Here is a 16205-nt window from a genome sequence, read left to right on the forward strand (position 1 = left end):
GGACTGCGCTAAAAGGGAGCAAAAAAACATTTGGATACGGGTAAAGCATATAGGTGCAACTGATTCCCAAAAAATGGGTTGCACCTTATTTGCTTTGTTGCATAGCATTCGCGCCCCAAGGTGCAACCCGTCGAGAAGACAGGTGTGCCGGCTGATGGCTTTCCTGGGGAAACATCAGTCATAAATGCGCGGCGTCTCGAATCGTCTGTCAAACGTCAGCGTTTGCGAGGGGTTCAACAGCCGCTGCTACATAAAAACAAAGCCAGGGCGTCACTTAATGAGCGTAACGAATCCAACCCTGATCACATTCGTGATCTACATCGCTGCAATGGTGCTGATCGGTTTCATGGCCTATCGCTCCACCAACAACCTTTCCGACTACATTCTTGGCGGTCGTAGCCTGGGCAGCGTCGTTACCGCGCTGTCTGCCGGTGCGTCCGACATGAGCGGCTGGCTGTTGATGGGCCTGCCAGGCGCTATCTACATGTCCGGTCTTTCCGAAAGCTGGATTGCCATCGGCCTGATCGTCGGTGCCTACCTGAACTGGCTGTTCGTCGCCGGCCGCCTGCGCGTACAGACCGAGCACAACGGTGATGCCCTGACCTTGCCGGACTACTTCGCCAGCCGTTTCGAAGACAAAAGCGGCCTGCTGCGGATCATCTCCGCCGTCGTGATCCTGGTGTTCTTCACCATCTACTGTGCCTCCGGCATCGTGGCCGGTGCCCGTCTGTTCGAAAGCACCTTCGGCATGTCCTACGAGACGGCGCTGTGGGCCGGCGCTGCGGCGACGATTGCCTACACCTTCGTCGGCGGTTTCCTGGCGGTGAGCTGGACTGACACCGTACAAGCCACCCTGATGATCTTCGCCCTGATCCTGACGCCGATCATCGTGCTGCTGGCCACCGGTGGCGTCGATACCACTTTCCTGGCGATCGAGGCGCAAGATCCAGCCAACTTCGACATGCTCAAGGGCACAACCTTCGTCGGCATCATCTCGCTGATGGGCTGGGGCCTGGGCTACTTCGGTCAACCGCACATCCTGGCGCGTTTCATGGCGGCGGATTCGGTCAAGTCGATTGCCAATGCTCGTCGCATCTCCATGACCTGGATGATCCTGTGCCTGGGCGGCACCGTCGCAGTAGGTTTCTTCGGTATCGCTTACTTCTCGGCCAACCCGGCCGTTGCCATGCCAGTGAGTGAGAACCACGAGCGCGTGTTCATCGAACTGGCGAAGATCCTGTTCAATCCCTGGATTGCCGGTGTCCTGCTGTCGGCCATTCTGGCTGCCGTCATGAGCACCCTGAGCTGCCAGCTGCTGGTGTGCTCGAGCGCACTGACCGAAGACTTCTACAAAACCTTCCTGCGTAAATCGGCTTCCCAGCTGGAGCTGGTCTGGGTCGGTCGTGCCATGGTGCTGCTGGTTGCCCTGGTTGCTATCGCGTTGGCCGCCAACCCGGAAAACCGCGTGCTGGGTCTGGTCAGCTACGCCTGGGCCGGTTTCGGTGCCGCGTTCGGTCCGGTGGTGCTGATCTCCGTGATCTGGAAAGACATGACCCGCAACGGCGCACTGGCCGGCATCCTGGTCGGCGCGATCACCGTGATCGTGTGGAAACACTTCGAACTGCTGGGCCTGTACGAAATCATCCCTGGCTTCATCTTCGCCAGCCTGGCGATCTACCTCGTCAGCAAAATGGGCACGCCGACTGCCGGTATGTTCCAGCGTTTTGCTGCCGCCGAAAGCGATTACCGTTTGAACAAGTGATGGGGATGCGCGCATGCGCTGACCCGAAGGCTTGAATGAAAATGGCCCGCATCCTTTTGGACGCGGGCCATTTTTTTGCATTTTCACTGCAGTGTTTTTCGCGGTTCACCCGCTCAGCCGCCAACCCCTGACTTGCCGGCCGGTAAAAGGTAAACTTCCCGGCCTTCGCAGGAGCAGCCATGAATTATCGTCACGCCTTCCACGCCGGCAATCACGCCGATGTGTTCAAACACCTGACCTTGACCCGCCTCATCGCCCTGATGTCGCGCAAGGAGCAGCCGTTTGCCTATCTCGACACCCACGCCGGTATTGGTCTGTATGACCTGCAGGGCGATCAGGCGAGTCGCACCGGCGAGTACCTGGAAGGCATTGCGCGTTTGTGGGATCAGCCGGATCTGCCGCTCCTGACTGCCGATTACATGCAGGTGCTGCACGAGATGAACCCGGATGGCCAGTTGCGCTATTACCCGGGGTCGCCGGAACTGGCGCGGCGCCTGACTCGTCCGCAAGACCGAGTGTTGCTCAACGAGAAGCACCCGGAAGACGGCCTGTTGCTCAAGGGCAACATGGCTGGCGACCGTCGAGTCAAGGTTCACCTGGGCGAGGGCTGGCATGTGTCGCGGGCCTTGCTGCCGGTGCCGGAGAAGCGTGCGGTGATGTTGATCGATCCGCCGTTCGAGAAGCTCGACGAGATGCAGCGTTGTGCCGCGTCGTTGAAGGAAGCGATTGGCCGGATGCGCCAGACCGTGGCGGCGATCTGGTACCCGGTGAAGGATCAGCGCGCTCTGCGGCGTTTCTATCAGGACCTGGCTGGCACCGGTGCGCCGAAGTTGTTGCGGGTGGAGTTGCTGGTGCATCCATTGGATACGCCGAACAGCCTGAACGGTTCCGGCCTGGCGATTGCCAACCCGCCGTGGGGGCTGGAGGAAGAGTTGCGTGAGCTGCTGCCGTGGTTGTCCGAGAAACTTGGACAGACCCAGGGTGGATGGCGGATGGATTGGTTGATCGCTGAGAGTTGATCTGTGCATCAGTGGCGTCCGGTTGGACGCCATCATTGTGTGGGAGCGAGCTCACTCGCGAAGGTCGTTAACGATACCGCGTAAAACCGGATGCCCAGTGGCGCACTTTGGTTTTTCGCGAGCGAGCTCGCTCCTGCAGTCAGTAGCTAGATAGGGCAGGTCACGCCTGTGCCGCCAATTCCGCAATACCCTTCCGGATTCTTCGCCAGATACTGCTGGTGATAGGCCTCGGCAAAATAGACGGTCGGGGCCTGTTCGATTTCGGTGCTGATTTCACCGAGACCGGCCTTGGACAGCTCAGCCTGGTACGCTTGTTTGCTCTTGAGCGCGGCGTCCAGTTGTTCAGGCGAAGTGGCGTAGATCACCGAACGGTACTGGGTGCCGATGTCGTTGCCCTGGCGCATGCCCTGAGTCGGATTGTGCAGTTCCCAGAACATCGCCAGCAGCTCCTGGTAGCTGACTTTCGCCTTGTCGTACACCACCAGCACCACTTCGGCGTGGCCGGTCAGGCCCGAGCAGACTTCTTCGTAGGTCGGGTTCGGCGTGAAGCCACCGGCGTAACCCACCACCGTGCTGACCACGCCTTCGCGCTGCCAGAAGCGGCGTTCCGCACCCCAGAAACAGCCCAGGCCGAAGATCGCGAACTCGACGTCCTCGAAGAATGGACCCAGTAGTGGGGTGTCCTTGAAGACAAAGTGCTTCTCGGGCAGGTTCATCGGGGTTTCGCGGCCAGGCAGAGCTTGTTCTTTAGTAGGGAGCACGTTTTTGTTCACCAGAATTTCCGAGCGCAGAACCATGATCAGTCCTCTCAGTCAGGATAATTAGACAGACAAGCAGTTTGCCCGAGAGTTGGATCGCTGTCAGGCGATTGGACCACGCGGGTAGCGCTTGAGCTTTTCGATCAGCTCGTTGCCCGGGATCGGACGGTCGAACAGGTAGCCCTGGCCGACGTCGCAGCGGTGACGGCGCAGGAATGACAACTGTTCGGCAGTTTCGATGCCTTCAGCCACGACCTTGAGTTTCAGGTTGTGGGCCATGGCGATCACCGCGGAGGTGATTTCCATGTCGTCCTGGTTGTCCGGGATTTCGTGGATGAAGCTTCGATCGATCTTAATGATGTCGATGGGGAATTTTTTCAAGTAACTGAGCGACGAGTAACCGGTGCCGAAGTCGTCCATGGCCAGGGTCAGGCCCAGGCGCTTGAGCTGGTCGAGCTGCAAGTGGGTGTCTTCGGTGGCTTCCAGCAGCAGGCCTTCGGTCAGCTCCAGTTCCAGCAAATGAGCGGGCAGGGCTTCTTCCTTGAGAATGTTGGCGATGGAAGCCACCAGGTCCGGATCGGAGAACTGTTTGGGCGACAGGTTGATCGCCACCTGCAGGTTGCCCAGTCCGGCGACGGTCAGCGCTTTGCTCATGCGGCAGGCCTGGCGGGCGATCCATTTGCCGATCGGAATGATCAGCCCGGTTTCTTCGGCGACGCTGATGAACTGATCCGGGCGGATCATACCCTTTTCCGGATGATCCCAGCGCAGCAGTGCTTCCATCCCCAGCAGGCGCCCGCTGCGCAGGCACAACTTGGGCTGGTAGAACACGTCGAGTTCGTTCTGGGTCAGGGCGCGGCGCAGGTTGTTTTCGACGAACAGCTTGTAGCTGGCCTCAGCGTTCAGCGCTTCGGTGAACACTTGCACCTGGTGTTTGCCATTGGCCTTGGCCTTGTGCAGCGCCAGCCCGGCGTTGCGCATCAGGGTTTGCGGGTCGCGTCCGTGCAGCGGCGCGCAGGCCAGGCCCACGGAGCCTGTGACGCTGATCAACTGGTTGTCGACGAACATCGGTTTGTCGAGGGTCGCCAGTAATTGGTTGGCCACCTGCTGACCCACCGTGAGGTCGCTGTTGTCCAGCAACACGGCGAATTCGTTACTGGCGAATCGTGCCAGGCTACCGCTTGGGATCAAGCTGTTGCGCAGACGCCGGGCCAGGCTGATCAGCAGTTTGTCGCCGGTCTGGTGGCCGAGGCTGTCGTTGATCCGCTTGAAGTTGTCGATGTCCACCAGCAACAGGCTGATCGGTGCGTCGCTGTCCCGGGCGAAGCGTTCGTCGAGGTTGCGGATGAACGCCGGGCGGTTGCCGAGATTGGTCAGGTTGTCCGTGTAGGCCAGGCGCTCGATGCGTTGCTGGGCCAGTTTGGTCTGGGTGATGTCTTCGTAAATGCCGATGTAGTGGGTCAGCTCGCGGTTGTCGCCGTAGACCTTGGAGATCGACAACTGGCCCCAGTAGGGTTCGAGGTTTTTCCGCCGGCTCTTGAATTCGCCTTGCCAACTGTTGCTTTTGGCCAGTGCCGAAGGCGCGTCGAACAGCAGTTCGCTGAGGTTCTCCAGGGCCGGCAGTTCCGACAGGCGCTGACCGTGCACTTCTTCTGTGGAGTACTGGGTGATTGCGGTGAAGCTCGGGTTGACGTACTCCACCACGCCATCGCAGTTGACCAGCAAAAAGGCGTTGGCACTTTGTTCGACCGCGCGCTGAAACAAGTGCAGGGCGTTGGTGGCGGTTCGCCGGTTGTGGTTACTGATGACCTGGGCAAACTGGTCCGCCAGTTCGCCGGCGAAGGCTATTTCGTCCGACTGCCAGGCACGGGTTGCACCGGTTTGCTCCAGGCACAAAACGCCGACTACCTGGCCATCGACGCGGATACTGGCGTCGAGCATCGCGTTGACGTCACGCGGGCGCAGGCTTTCGGCCATCTCCCGGGTGCGCGGGTCGCGCATGGCGTTATGGGCGTCGATGGCTCGACCGGTGTGCAAGGCGTCGAGGTAGTCGGGGAAAACGCTGACATCGATTGGCTGCGGCAGCAGGTATTCCTGTCTTGTGCGGTGATAGGCCGAGATCGGCACCAGCATCGAGCCTTCGAGGTGCCACAGGCTGGCGCAGTCGATTTCGTAAATGTCGCAGGCGCTGCGGGTGATCAGCTCGGCGGCTTCGCGCAGGGAGTCGTTGCTGCTGTAGCGTTGGCGGGTGAGCAGCAGTATCAGGTCCTGCTGGGCACGCGCCCGGTCCAGATGCAGCAGTTGCTCCTGCTGGGCCCGTTGATTGAGTTCCAGGGCGATTTGCAGGCGCGAGTTCTGGGTTTCCAGGTCCAGGGCCGGTTGCAGCGGGTCATCCTCGAACAGGCCGTCAATGACCAGCAGGTAGCCGCGCAACAGGTGGCGATTGTGCTGTTTGTAGGCTTCGCCAAGCTCCAGCAGATTCAGGGAGCCCGAGGCGGTGTGCAAGGTGTAGCGGATCAGGTAATGCGTGCTTTCAGTCAGCTGTTGCTGGACCGCGTCGTGCAGTAGATAGCGCGCTTCCGGCTCCATCAGGCTGGCGTAGGGCGAGCCCACCAGCGCGCACAGCTCCACGGCTGGCAGGCCGAACTGGCGCTCGCAATTGGGATCGAGAAACAGCAGCGCCCAGCTGGGTTCATTAAGCCGTTCGAAACGCAGCATGCCGAGCCGCGAGGGCACAGGCAACTGCGTCACTACCTCGGCCACCATACGGCTGGCGGCATCGGGTTGGCTTTTCATATGGAGGGAAACTCGCTTCGAATATGCTGAACGCGCTGGGCTCTCGCCCTCTTTACTGTTGCCTGCGGCAAGGTTGCATCATTGCGACACCGACTGACAAGAGAGATGAAGGCCAAGTGCTATAAGAATATGTCGGCAACGAAGTGAAATTCTGGAGTGACGGGGGTAAAACCGGTCGCCATGGGGGCTGGAAAATGTTGAATACGCCCCACATGGCGAGTCATGCCGCCATCAGACCAATGGGATGGTGACCGGCTGAAGATTCTGTCCGGTGTTATCGAAGAAACCTACGGTGATCCGGTTGCCCTCAACGGTGATGCGCGCGAAGTTGTCTGTGCCGATGACCTTGTTGCTGGTCAGGGCAAGATTGTAGCTGCCAGTGCCGACGGTGGTCAGCGGCTTGTCCAGGATGAAGTCGGCCGTTTTGGCATAAGGCAGCAGGGTGGTGTTGCACAGTGGCGAAGACACGATGGTATGCACAACAAAGTCTTTGTCCTCGGAGTGGGTCAATCGACTGGTCATCGAGCCGTGCACGTCACCGGAAACGAAAACAACGTTTTTGATCTTGTTCAAGCGAATGAACTCCAGGAGCCTGTTCCGCTGCTTGGGGAAGGACTTCCAGGCATCGCCGCCGTCGTTTTTCAGGTCGGGGTAAAACATGACCGACGTAACGATGAATTTGACTTTGGCGTTGCTGGTCAACAACCAGTCGGTCAGGGCTTTCTCTTGGGTGTGATCCATCAGTCGTCGATCATTAGGTGACAGATTGCGTTGGGTGCGAGTGTCAGTCACGAACCACTCAAGGTTGCCGTTAGTAAACTGATACCAATAGTGCTCAAGTTTGCGATTGATAGTGTTGTCAGGTGCCAGTGTATAAGCTGGACTGTGGCGGCATTGATAAAGCTGATAAGCCTTCATTGCGTTGTCGTACAGCTCATCATCGTTTGGCGCGCGCTTGGCGGGCCAGTTATCTTCGATTTCATGGTCATCAAGAATCATGTATGTGGGGGTGTTACTCATTATGTTCCTGATATGAGGTTGTGAAAAAGCCGCGCGGTATTTCCGCAGAAAATCTGAAAGTTTTCGGTCTGGAAAGGCAAAGTTAAGATCGTCGGCATAAACCTGATCGCCGACCATCACCAGGCCGTCGGTACGAAGGTTTTGATCAGCCATTACCTTGAAGATCCGATCCCCTCGTTGCGGATCCACAGCCTCTTTCGCGGTCAGGTTGAGGTAGCGGCATGAGCCAATTATGTAGCTGCGCTTGATGTCGGATTGCGCCGAGACGGTCCAGAAAGTGTGTTCTTGCTCGGGCCATGCAAAAGAGATGTCTTGCGGTCTGGTTGAACTGGCGGGGCTGCACCAGCCGGCCTGGTAAGTATATTTCATACTCGGTTGCAGATTGCTCAATACCACAACACCGGTCGTATCGTCGTTTGCCGGAAGTTCGGAGAAGTGTGGGGTGGACCATTTAAGTTCTCCGGTTCGCCGGTAACGAATAACCGCCAGCGCTGTGGTGTTGCTAGTTGTGCCGGCCAACATAATGCGAGCTTCGTTATGTGTGGTGTGACCAAGAATAGGGCCGACAATCGGGGTGTTAAGTTTCATATTCGATTCCGTCCGATAAGTTATTAGTTGTGTTGCGCAACGAAGTTAACTTTAAGTAGCTGCGTAGCTGGTTGCCTGTCGGATGATGGTGTTTTCTTATGTAGTATTTGTGAGCGCTAGTTGTCGTACTTCTGCGCTGCTAAAGTTGTGGTGTACTTTTATTTTCTGTAAGAAACTATTGCATTGATAAATACAGGGCAAAAAAAAGCCCCGCCAAATTGGCGGGGTTGAGGTACGAGCGTGGCGCTCGGAAACGTGGAACGCAATCGGCCCTCCGATGAAGGAGGGCCGGTCGGTGTTACAGGAGCATGGTGCGGATGTCGCCCAGCAGGTCGCTCAGACGCTTGGTGAAGCGTGCAGCAGCGGCGCCATTGATCACACGGTGATCGTAGGACAGCGACAGTGGCAGCATCAGTTTCGGCTGGAAGGCTTTGCCGTCCCAGACTGGCTGGATGGTTGCCTTGGAGACACCGAGGATCGCCACTTCCGGCGCGTTGACGATCGGCGTGAAGCCGGTGCCGCCAATGTGGCCGAGGCTGGAAATGGTGAAGCAGGCGCCTTGCATCTCGTCCGACGAGAGCTTCTTGGTCCGGGCTTTTTCAGCCAGGGAAGCTGCTTCGGCCGCCAGTTGCAGCAGGCTCTTCTGGTCGACGTTCTTGATGACCGGTACCAGCAGGCCATCCGGCGTGTCGACGGCGAAGCCGATGTTCACGTATTTCTTGCGGATGATCGCTTTGCCGCTTGGTGCCAGCGAGCTGTTGAAGTCCGGCAGTTCCTTGAGCAGGTGTGCGCAGGACTTGAGCAGCAACGGCAGGACGGTCAGCTTGACGCCGGCCTTCTCTGCAGCGGCTTTCTGGGCAACACGGAACGCTTCGAGTTCGGTGATATCCGCCGAGTCGAACTGCGTCACGTGCGGCACGTTCAGCCAGCTGCGGTGCAGGTTGGCAGCGCCGACCTGCATCAGGCGGGTCATCGGCACTTCTTCGATTTCACCGAAACGGCTGAAGTCCACGACCGGAATCGGCGGGATGCCCGCGCCACCGGTTGCGCCAGCAGCGGCCGGTGCTTCCTTGGCCTTCTGCATCATGGCTTTGACGTAGACCTGCACGTCTTCTTTCAGGATGCGACCGTGCGGACCGCTGGCGCCGACGGCGCTCAGCTCGACGCCGAATTCGCGGGCCAGTTGACGCACGGCAGGGCCGGCGTGAACCTTGGCACCCGGCTTGGCTGGGGCTGCGACCGGGGCAGCAACAGGTGCGGCCGCGGCAGGTGCTGCAGCGGCTGGGGCCGGAGCGCTCGGAGCAGCAGCGCCAGGTGCGGTCGCAGCAACAGGTGCAGCAGGAGCAGCGCCTTTGACTTTCAGCTTGAGTATCAGGTCGCCGGTACCGACTTCGTCATCGAGCTTGATGGAAATGCTTTCCACCACGCCAGCGGCAGGCGACGGGATTTCCATGCTCGCCTTGTCGGATTCCAGGGTGATCAGCGACTGGTCGGCGACAACGGTGTCGCCGGCCTTGACCAGGACTTCGATGATCTTGGCCTTGCCTGCCGAGCCGATGTCCGGAACGTGGATGTCCTGAACGCTGTCGGCTACCGGTGCAGCCGGGGCGGCAGCGGCAGGTGCTGGAGCAGCGGCGGCAGGTGCAGCAGTCTGAGCAGGAGCGGCAGCAGCCGGCGCAGCAGCGCCCGCCACTTCCAGGTCCAGGATCAGGTCGCCGGTGCCGACTTCGTCGTTGAGCTTGACGCTGATGGCCTTGACCACGCCAGCGGCAGGCGATGGGATCTCCATGCTGGCCTTGTCGGATTCCAGGGTGATCAGCGACTGATCAGCCGCGACGGTATCGCCGACCTTGACCTGGATCTCGATGATCTGGGCCTTGCCCGACGAACCGATGTCCGGCACGTGCACTTGCTGAACCGAAGTGGCAGCCGGCGCAGCGGCAGGAGCTGGAGCAGCGGCTGGCTTCTCTGCGGCCTTTGCTGCTGGCGCTGCGGCAGTCGCAGGAGACTGTGCAGAAGCGGGGGCAGCGGCACCTTCGACTTCCAGCTCCAGCAGTTCGTCGCCTTCTTTCAGGCGATCGCCCAGCTTCACTTTCAGGCTCTTGATGATACCGGCCTTCGGCGCAGGCACTTCCATGCTCGCCTTGTCCGATTCCAGTGTCAGGATGCTCTGGTCGGCTTCGATACGGTCGCCGACCTTCACAAACAGTTCAATTACTTCACCTTCACCGCTGCCGATGTCAGGTACGCGAATGAGTTCGCTCACAGAATCTCTCCTCAGCAGTCCAGTGGGTTGCGTTTTTCCGGGTTGATACCGAACTTGGCGATGGCCTCGGCCACCACCTTGGGTTCGATGTCGCCACGGTCAGCCAGTGCTTCCAGGGCTGCCAACACCACGAAATGACGGTCGACTTCGAAGAAATGACGCAGTTTCTTGCGGCTGTCGCTGCGGCCGAAACCGTCGGTGCCCAGGACTTTGAATTCCTTGGACGGTACCCACTGACGGATCTGCTCGGCGAACAGTTTCATGTAGTCGGTAGACGCGATGACCGGACCCTTACGGCCGTTCAGGCACTCTTCGACGTAGCTCAGCTTGGGCTTCTGGCCCGGGTGCAGACGGTTGGTGCGCTCAACGGCCAGGCCGTCGCGACGCAGTTCGTTGAAGCTGGTAACGCTCCACACGTCGGCGCCGACGTTGAACTCTTCGCGCAGGATCTTCGCTGCTTCACGGACTTCACGCAGGATGGTGCCGGAGCCCATCAGTTGAACGTGGTGTGCCGCTTCGCGGGTGTCTTCTTCGAGCAGGTACATGCCTTTCTTGATGCCTTCTTCGGCACCGACCGGCATGGCTGGCTGCTGGTACGACTCGTTCATCACGGTGATGTAGTAGAAGACGTCCTGTTGCTCTTCGGTCATCTTCTTCATGCCGTCCTGAATGATCACCGCCAGCTCGTAGCCGTAGGTTGGATCGTAGGTGCGGCAGTTCGGGATGGTGGCAGCCAGCAGGTGGCTGTGACCGTCTTCGTGTTGCAGGCCTTCACCGTTCAGGGTGGTGCGGCCGGCGGTGCCGCCGATCAGGAAGCCACGGGTGCGGCTGTCGCCAGCGGCCCAGGCCAGGTCGCCGATACGCTGGAAGCCGAACATCGAGTAGAAGATGTAGAACGGCAGCATCGGCTGGTTGTGGCTGGAGTACGAAGTACCGGCAGCGATGAAGGAGCTCATGGCGCCCGCTTCGTTGATGCCTTCTTCGAGGATCTGGCCCTTCTGGTCTTCCTTGTAGAACATCACCTGGTCTTTATCGACTGGCTCGTAGAGCTGGCCGACGGAGGAGTAGATGCCCAACTGACGGAACATGCCTTCCATACCAAAGGTACGGGCTTCGTCCGGGATGATCGGTACGATGCGCGGGCCGATTTCCTTGTCCTTGACCAGTTGCGCGAGGATCCGCACGAAGGCCATGGTGGTGGAGATTTCACGGTCGCCCGAGCCGTCCAGGATCGCCTTGAGGGTATCCAGTGGAGGGGTCGGGATGTTGAAGCTATGCGCGCGACGCTGTGGTACGAAACCACCCAGCGCATTGCGACGCTCGGCCAGGTAACGGGCTTCGGCGCTGCCTTCTTCCGGTTTGAAGAACGGCAGGTTCTCCAGCTCTTCGTCCTTGACCGGGATGTCGAAACGATCGCGGAACAACTTCAGGCTGTCGACATCGACTTTCTTGGTGTTGTGCGCAGTGTTTTTCGCTTCGCCGGCACCGGTGCCATAACCCTTGATGGTCTTGGCCAGGATGACGGTCGGTTGTTCCTTGTGGTTGACCGCTTCGTGGTACGCCGCGTAGACCTTGTACGGGTCGTGGCCGCCACGGTTGAGTTTCCAGATCTCGTCGTCGGACAGGTCGGCAACCATCGCCTTGAGTTCCGGCGTGTTGAAGAAGTGTTCACGGACGAACGCGCCGTCTTTGGCTTTGTAGTTCTGGTACTCGCCGTCGATGACTTCGTCCATGCGGCGTTGCAGGATACCGTCGACGTCCTTGGCCAGCAGTGGGTCCCAGAAACGGCCCCAGATGACTTTGGTCACGTTCCACTGAGCACCGCGGAACACGCCTTCGAGTTCCTGGATGATCTTGCCGTTGCCGCGAACCGGGCCGTCGAGGCGCTGCAGGTTGCAGTTGATGACGAAGATCAGGTTGTCGAGCTTCTCGCGGCCGGCCAGGGAGATGGCACCCAGGGATTCCGGCTCGTCGCACTCGCCGTCGCCCAGGAAGCACCAGACTTTCTGTTTGCCTGGCTGGATGAAGCCACGGTGTTCCAGGTACTTCATGAAGCGTGCCTGGTAGATGGCCTGGATCGGGCCCAGACCCATGGATACGGTCGGGAACTGCCAGAAGTCAGGCATCAGCCAAGGGTGCGGGTAGGACGACAGGCCCTGGCCGTCGACTTCCTGGCGGAAGTTGTTCATCTGGTCTTCGGTGATACGGCCTTCCATGAATGCGCGGGCGTAAACGCCTGGCGAGGTGTGCCCCTGGAAGTAGATCAGGTCGCCGCCGTGTTCGTCGGTCGGGGCCTGGAAGAAGTAGTTGAAGCCGATGTCATACAGGGTCGCACTGGAAGCGAAGCTGGAGATGTGACCGCCGAGGTCAGAATCTTTCAGGTTCGTACGCATTACCATGGCCATCGCGTTCCAGCGTACCAGCGAGCGAATGCGGCGTTCCATGAACAGGTCGCCAGGCATGCGTGCTTCGTGGGTAACGGGGATCGTGTTGCGATAAGGCGTGGTGATGGCGTAAGGCAACTGCGAACCGCTGCGGGTCGCGAGTTCACCCATACGGGTCATCAGATAGTGAGCACGGTCTTCGCCTTCTTTGTCGAGAACCGATTCCAGGGCGTCCAGCCATTCCTGGGTTTCGACGGGATCGAGGTCTTGCATGGCTTGCTCCAGGGCGGAAAGGCTACCAGAATCGGTTGCCTGAGTTAGCGACTGGCCTTGTGGGCAGACGTTATGAATTCTTGGATTGCCGACAGGTTGTTCCGGCGGCGTGTAGTTTTACTACAAATCTTCCGGCATTTCAGCCCGGCTAATGTATATACGAGTAGTAAAACTACAGGTGAGCGGCTTGTGGCCCCCGGCTGCGTTGTGAGAATAATCGTTAAGGTTGGTCTTTTTCCAACTACAAAAGGTAAAAGTTTGATGCTGGCTGCCAAAATTAAAGAAATTTCAGCTATTTCTAACTTTTGTTTGACACTCCCTCAGGTAGTGGGTTTTCGAAAACCACTACATGCAGTCCGTTGTACGCCGATCAAGGATAGACCATGAGCCTCCCTTCGTTTGCCGAACTGCCCGCCATTCTCCTGCCGTTTGTCACCCGTGCCGAGCAGTCGTTCCGGGCTGCCGTCGTCGCTTTGGGCGATGACCACGGGTTGTCTGCCTGGACGCCAGAGCGCTGGGCGCAATTTGCACGCGTCACCGCCGCCAGCGATTTCGTGATTGAACAGTGTGTTCGTGACCCTTTGATGTTGCTGCAGATGGTGCAGTCCGGCGAACTGGACCGCAGCTTTGCTCCCGGCGAGTTGTGCGCGCAGATTGCCGCCGCCGTGAGTGTGGCCGAGACCGACGATCAGCTTGGCCGCGCCTTGCGCCGTCAGCGTGCGCGCCACCAGGTGCGGATCATCTGGCGCGACCTGACCCGCCAGGCCGATTTGATCCAGACCTGTCGTGACCTCTCGGACATGGCCGATGCCAGTATCGATCAGGCCTATCAATGGTTGTACGTGCGACATTGCCAGCAGTTCGGCGTGCCGACCGGCCGGCGCAGCGGCGAGCCGCAGCAGATGGTCATTCTTGGCATGGGCAAGCTCGGCGCGGTGGAGCTGAACCTGTCCTCGGACATCGATCTGATCTTTGCCTACCCCGAGGGTGGCGAAACCGTCGGCGTGAAACGCCCGCTGGATAACCAGGAGTTCTTCATTCGTCTGGGGCAGCGGCTGATCAAGGCTCTGGACCCGATGACCGTCGACGGCTTTGTGTTCCGCGTCGACATGCGCTTGCGCCCCTACGGTTCGGCAGGCGCGCTGGTGCTGAGCTTCAATGCGCTGGAGCAGTATTACCAGGACCAGGGGCGCGACTGGGAACGCTACGCCATGATCAAGTCGCGGGTGGTGGCCGGCGACCAGGTGGCCGGTGCGCAACTGCAAGACATGCTGCGGCCATTCGTTTACCGGCGTTACCTGGACTTTTCGGCCATCGAAGCGCTGCGCACCATGAAGCAGCTGATCCAGCAGGAAGTGCGGCGCAAGGGTATGGCCGACAACATTAAGCTGGGTTCCGGTGGTATTCGTGAAGTCGAGTTCATTGCCCAGGCGTTCCAGCTGATTCACGGCGGCCGCGATTTGAGCTTGCAGCAGCGCCCACTGTTAAAGGTGCTCAGCACACTGGAAGGCCAGGGTTACCTGCCGCCGGCCGTGATCAGCGAGCTGCGTGAAGGTTACGAATTCCTGCGTTACACCGAACACGCGATTCAGGCGATTGCCGATCGCCAGACGCAAATGTTGCCCGATGGAGAGCAGGATCAGGCGCGTATTGCCTTTATGCTGGGTTTCGCCAACTGGACGGCTTTCCACGAACAACTGATGTATTGGCGCGGCCGCGTGGCCTGGCACTTCGGACAGGTGATCGCCGATCCCGACGAAGAGCAGGGCGCCGAAAGCGAAGTGGTGGTCGGCGGTGAATGGTTGCCGCTGTGGGAGGAGGCTCAGGACGATGAGGCCGCTTGCCGCCAACTGGAAGAGGGTGGTTTCAAGGATGCCCCCAAAGCCTTGAAAGCCTTGGCCGGCTTGCGCAGCAGCCCGCAATTGAGGGCGATGCAGCGTCTGGGGCGCGAACGTCTCGATGCTTTTATTCCGCGTTTGCTGGCTCAGGCCGTGGAGCATGACAATCCGGACCTGGTACTGGAACGGGTGCTGCCGCTGGTTGAAGCCGTGGCCCGTCGCTCCGCGTACCTGGTGCTACTGACCGAGAACCCCGGCGCGCTACGGCGTTTGCTGACGCTGTGCGCGGCGAGCCCGTGGATCGCCGAGCAAATCACTCGTTTCCCGTTGCTGCTCGACGAATTGCTCAACGAAGGCCGGCTGTTCAAGCCGCCGTTGGCCCCAGAGCTGGCGGCCGAGTTGCGCGAGCGCCTGACACGGATACCCGAGGACGACCTCGAACAGCAGATGGAAGCTCTGCGCCACTTCAAGCTGGCACACCGCTTGCGGGTGGCCGCTTCGGAAATCGCCGGCAGCCTGCCGTTGATGAAGGTCAGCGATTACCTGACCTGGCTCGCTGAAGCGATCCTGGAACAAGTGCTGGCACTGGCCTGGCGCCAGACCGTGGCCAAGTACGGCACGCCGCTGCGCACCGATGGCACCTTGTGCGATCCCGGTTTCATCATTGTCGGTTACGGGAAAGTCGGCGGCCTGGAACTCGGGCATGGTTCGGACCTGGATCTGGTGTTCATCCATGACGGTGATCCGCAGGCCGAAACCGATGGACCCAAACCCATCGATGGTGCGCAGTTTTTCACCCGTCTGGGGCAGCGGATCATTCATTTGCTGACGGCGCAGACCAACTCCGGGCAGTTATATGAAGTGGACATGCGTCTGCGGCCGTCCGGCGCGTCGGGGTTGCTGGTGAGTTCCCTGGGGGCGTTTGCCCGTTATCAGGAAAACGAAGCCTGGACCTGGGAGCACCAGGCGCTGGTGCGGGCGCGAGTGCTGGTGGGCAGTCAGGATGTCGGCCAGGCATTCGAGAAAGTCCGTGCCGCGATTTTGGGCAAGCCACGTGATTTGCCGACCCTGCGCCAGGAGGTCAGCGAGATGCGCGCCAAGATGCGCGATAACCTCGGCAGCAAGAGCACGGCGGCCGGCACCGGGGCGAATGCCTTCGAAGCCACGGCGCCGTTCGATATCAAGCAGGACGCCGGAGGTATCGTCGATATTGAATTTATGGTGCAATACGCGGCCTTGGCGTGGTCTGAAACACACCCGCCATTGCTGCGCTGGACGGATAATATCCGCATTCTGGAAGAGCTGGAACGTGAAGGGCTGATGCCCGTCGAAGATGCCGGCCTGTTGCGTGAAGCGTATAAAGCGTACCGTTCCGCTGCCCACCGGCAGGCTCTGCAGAAGAACCCGGGGGTGATACCGGCTGACCAGTTCGCGGACGAACGGCAGCAGGTCATGCGGATCTGGCGAGAGCTGGGTCTACGCTGAAACGGGGTATTTGATA

General features: G+C 59.6%; 8 protein-coding genes. 3 read left to right on the forward strand and 5 right to left on the reverse strand.

Annotated elements, in window-relative coordinates:
• The first annotated feature begins 277 nt into the window (after positions 1-277).
• Together putP and CAF65_RS17250 are read left to right on the forward strand one after the other, a co-directional pair.
• Complete coding sequence (putP, locus tag CAF65_RS17245; RefSeq protein ID WP_085717362.1) at positions 278-1762, forward strand: sodium/proline symporter PutP; 1485 nt, start codon at positions 278-280, stop codon at positions 1760-1762.
• Between the two features lie 179 nt (positions 1763-1941).
• Positions 1942-2781: a 23S rRNA (adenine(2030)-N(6))-methyltransferase RlmJ gene (locus CAF65_RS17250; RefSeq protein WP_085717363.1), complete on the forward strand. Its 840-nt coding sequence runs from the start codon at positions 1942-1944 to the stop codon at positions 2779-2781.
• 146 nt (positions 2782-2927) lie between these two features.
• Here the strand turns inward: CAF65_RS17250 and msrA are convergent, their stop codons facing one another.
• The 5 genes from msrA to aceE form a co-directional block, all read right to left on the reverse strand.
• Positions 2928-3578 carry a peptide-methionine (S)-S-oxide reductase MsrA gene (gene msrA, locus CAF65_RS17255; RefSeq protein WP_085717364.1) on the reverse strand — a complete coding sequence of 217 codons (651 nt, stop codon included), beginning with the start codon at positions 3576-3578 and terminating at the stop codon, positions 2928-2930.
• 63 nt (positions 3579-3641) lie between these two features.
• Positions 3642-6335, reverse strand: coding sequence for a bifunctional diguanylate cyclase/phosphodiesterase (locus CAF65_RS17260; RefSeq protein ID WP_085717365.1), 2694 nt, complete (start codon positions 6333-6335; stop codon positions 3642-3644).
• A gap of 231 nt (positions 6336-6566) precedes the next feature.
• Positions 6567-7943 carry an alkaline phosphatase gene (locus CAF65_RS17265; protein ID WP_085717366.1) on the reverse strand — a complete coding sequence of 459 codons (1377 nt, stop codon included), beginning with the start codon at positions 7941-7943 and terminating at the stop codon, positions 6567-6569.
• Positions 7944-8241: 298 nt separating this feature from the next.
• Positions 8242-10209: a dihydrolipoyllysine-residue acetyltransferase gene (gene aceF / locus CAF65_RS17270; protein WP_085717367.1), complete on the reverse strand. Its 1968-nt coding sequence runs from the start codon at positions 10207-10209 to the stop codon at positions 8242-8244.
• A gap of 11 nt (positions 10210-10220) precedes the next feature.
• Entirely contained in the window at positions 10221-12866 is a 2646-nt protein-coding gene (aceE, locus tag CAF65_RS17275; protein WP_085717368.1) for a pyruvate dehydrogenase (acetyl-transferring), homodimeric type, read from the reverse strand.
• Positions 12867-13249: 383 nt separating this feature from the next.
• On the opposite strand from aceE, the gene glnE reads away from it, so the two are divergent.
• The gene (glnE, locus tag CAF65_RS17280) at positions 13250-16189 is read left to right on the forward strand and encodes a bifunctional [glutamate--ammonia ligase]-adenylyl-L-tyrosine phosphorylase/[glutamate--ammonia-ligase] adenylyltransferase (protein WP_085717369.1); all 2940 of its coding nucleotides are present in this window, start codon (positions 13250-13252) and stop codon (positions 16187-16189) included.
• Positions 16190-16205 lie beyond the last annotated feature (16 nt).

The sequence above is a fragment of the Pseudomonas sp. B28(2017) genome (genome assembly GCF_002113025.1).
Lineage (GTDB): Bacteria > Pseudomonadota > Gammaproteobacteria > Pseudomonadales > Pseudomonadaceae > Aquipseudomonas.

Bases quoted from the DNA above. Each gene is read 5' to 3' on its own strand.
- putP (WP_085717362.1), top strand. From the start codon at position 278: ATGAGCGTAACGAATCCAACCCTGATCACATTCGTGATCTACATCGCT.
- CAF65_RS17250 (WP_085717363.1), top strand. From the start codon at position 1,942: ATGAATTATCGTCACGCCTTCCACGCCGGCAATCACGCCGATGTGTTC.
- msrA (WP_085717364.1), bottom strand. From the start codon at position 3,578: ATGGTTCTGCGCTCGGAAATTCTGGTGAACAAAAACGTGCTCCCTACT.
- CAF65_RS17260 (WP_085717365.1), bottom strand. From the start codon at position 6,335: ATGAAAAGCCAACCCGATGCCGCCAGCCGTATGGTGGCCGAGGTAGTG.
- CAF65_RS17265 (WP_085717366.1), bottom strand. From the start codon at position 7,943: ATGAAACTTAACACCCCGATTGTCGGCCCTATTCTTGGTCACACCACA.
- aceE (WP_085717368.1), bottom strand. From the start codon at position 12,866: ATGCAAGACCTCGATCCCGTCGAAACCCAGGAATGGCTGGACGCCCTG.
- glnE (WP_085717369.1), top strand. From the start codon at position 13,250: ATGAGCCTCCCTTCGTTTGCCGAACTGCCCGCCATTCTCCTGCCGTTT.